A 2,331-nucleotide genomic window follows, 5' to 3' on the forward strand; every position below is an offset into this window, starting at 1 on the left:
GGCCGCTTTCGCCAGCAAGCCGGCGGTCAACCAGTCGCCGGCACCGCAGGTGTCGCTGCGGCCGCTGCCGGCGGTGTCCGGCGGGACGATGTGGTGCCCGGCGTGGCGGCGGTCGGCGAAAATCGCTCCGCGTGCCCCGAGCGTCACGCTGACCGCCCGCGACCCCCACTGGATGCGCAGCGCGCCGGCCAGCCGACTGGGGCTGGCGGGCGAAAACTGCTCAGCCTCAGCCTGATTGGGCGTGACGAGCGTGCAACCGCGGATCGGTTTGGGGCCGCGCGGGTGCGGGTCCCAGACGACAGGGAGCCTGCCCGCTGCCGCCTTGAGCATCGCGCGCAGTTGCGGGTGCGCGGCGACGCCGCGGCCGTAGTCGGAGACGCAGACCGCCGCCGCCTGCTCCAAGACCGCTTCCACCTCCGGCGTGAGGGGCTCGTCGCCCGCGTACCCGTCGCCGTGGTCGATACGAACCACCGACTGGCCGCCCGCCCGGATCCGGATCTTGGTGGCGGTGCTGCCGGCGAGGGGAATCCCGACGACCCGGATGCCCGGGTAGTCGGCGGAGAACAGCCCGGCCAGTGTGCGACCGGTCGGATCGTCGGCAGTCGCGGTCACCAGCACCACCTCGGGGTGCACGCGGGCGGCCAGCACGGCCGCCAGCCCGGCACCGCCGGGCCGCTGCCAAATCCGCTCCGGTTCCACCACTGGAACCGGCGCCTCCGGGGAGAGCCGGCTCGCCGAACCCTCGACGTCGATGTCGAGTATCGAATCGCCAATGATGACAGGTGGTTTCATACGGCTTTGCTCCTCGGGCCGAGCAGCACCTCGTCGAGCGCCATGCACAAGCCGTGCAGGAGCACCAGGTGGATCTCCTGCACGGTGGCCGTCGAATCGGCGTCCACGCAGATCGCGTCGTCGCTCATGGCCAGCAGCGGATTAGGCGCCGGACCGGTCAACGCCCAGGTTGTCACCCCGATTTCCTGCGCCGCCTTGACCGCGGCGAGCACGTTGGGGCTGGTGCCGCTGGTGGACAACGCGACCAGCACATCGCCGGGCCGGCCGTGCGCCCGCACCCCACGGGCGAACATTTCCTCAGGACCGTAGTCGTTGACGATCGCCGTCGACGCCGAGGTGTCGGCGTGTAAAGCAATCGCGGACAACGGATCTCGTTCGTTTTTGAAGCGGCCGACCAGTTCGGCGGTCAGATGTTGGGCTTCGGCGGCGCTGCCACCGTTGCCGCATGCCAGCAGGCGACCACCACTGGTGAGCACGCCCGCCAGATGCGTGCCCCAGTCCGACAGTTGGGCGGCGGCCGGACGAACCCGCGCCACCGCGGCCACCAGATCGGCGAAATGACGTTCGATCATGCTGCACCTCGACTGGATACCTCGGCGACCGCCGAGACGACCTCCTGGGCGCTGATGCCGTCCAGACAGGGATGCCCGGCAACCGGGCATTCGCGCGCCCGCGTGCCCCGGCAGGGGGCATCCTGGTCACCCAGCACCGCCACCGTCGTCCCGTACGGCAGCCAGCGGGCGGCCGGAACTACGGGCGCGAACAGCGACACCACCGGTGCCCCGACCGCCGCCGCGAGGTGTGCGGGTCCGGTGTTGGGCGCTACCACGGCGCGGGCGCCGGCGAACACCGAACCGAGTTCGGCCAGCGTGGTCTGCCCGGCCAAATCCAGCGCCACCTCACCGGCGACTTGTGCCGTCAGTTCCCGCTCGGCCTCGGCACCGGTGACCACCACACGGTGGCCGGTCGATGCGAGCGCGTGGACCATCTCCGCGCACTTGCGCGCGGACGGCCGTCGCGCCGGCACCGCGGCGGCCGGGTGAAACGCCACGTAGTCATGCGCGTTCAGGGTGGCGCGCAGTGCCGGGGCGAGTTGCGGCAGGCGTTTGACGCGCAACCGCCCGTCGTCGCCCCCAGGGAGCCGATAGCCCGCGGCTTCGGCCAGCGACAACGCCCGCAGCGGTTCTGCGATGTCTTCGTCGACGTGGTGGCGCAGGTCCAGCAACTTGCCCGGATAGTCGTCGCAGATCGCGCCGATCCACTCCACGCCGGCCATCCGGCAGATCAACGCCAGCGGCAGTGGGGACTGGTGAAACGACGTGAAAATCATTACCGCATCGGGCGTTTCATCGGCGATCGTGTCGACCAGCGACGCCACGGCGTCGGCGGTCACCGGCGGCGCATCGAAGTCCACCCAGGCCGCCGCCCACTCGACCACCCGGTCGACGCCCGGCAGCATCCGGGCGGCCTCACTGCCGCGCGGACCGGCCAGGAACACCACCCGGTCGTGGGCGGCGGCGACGGCCCGGGCCGCGGGGC

General features: G+C 71.5%; 3 protein-coding genes. All 3 read right to left on the reverse strand.

Annotated features, from left to right (window positions below):
• The coding region (locus tag ACFE99_RS25085; protein WP_375489587.1) for a bifunctional heptose 7-phosphate kinase/heptose 1-phosphate adenyltransferase at positions 1–792 on the reverse strand (792 nt) is incomplete at its 3' end.
• Positions 789–1,364 carry an SIS domain-containing protein gene (locus ACFE99_RS25090; protein ID WP_375489589.1) on the reverse strand — a complete coding sequence of 192 codons (576 nt, stop codon included), beginning with the start codon at positions 1,362–1,364 and terminating at the stop codon, positions 789–791. The genes ACFE99_RS25090 and ACFE99_RS25085, both read right to left, overlap by 4 nt.
• Positions 1,361–2,331, reverse strand: a 971-nt coding sequence (locus ACFE99_RS25095) for a glycosyltransferase family 9 protein (RefSeq protein WP_375489591.1), incomplete at its 5' end; no start/stop codon positions are given. The genes ACFE99_RS25095 and ACFE99_RS25090, both read right to left, overlap by 4 nt.

Source organism: uncultured Mycobacterium sp. (assembly GCF_964249325.1).
Classification (GTDB): domain Bacteria; phylum Actinomycetota; class Actinomycetes; order Mycobacteriales; family Mycobacteriaceae; genus Mycobacterium.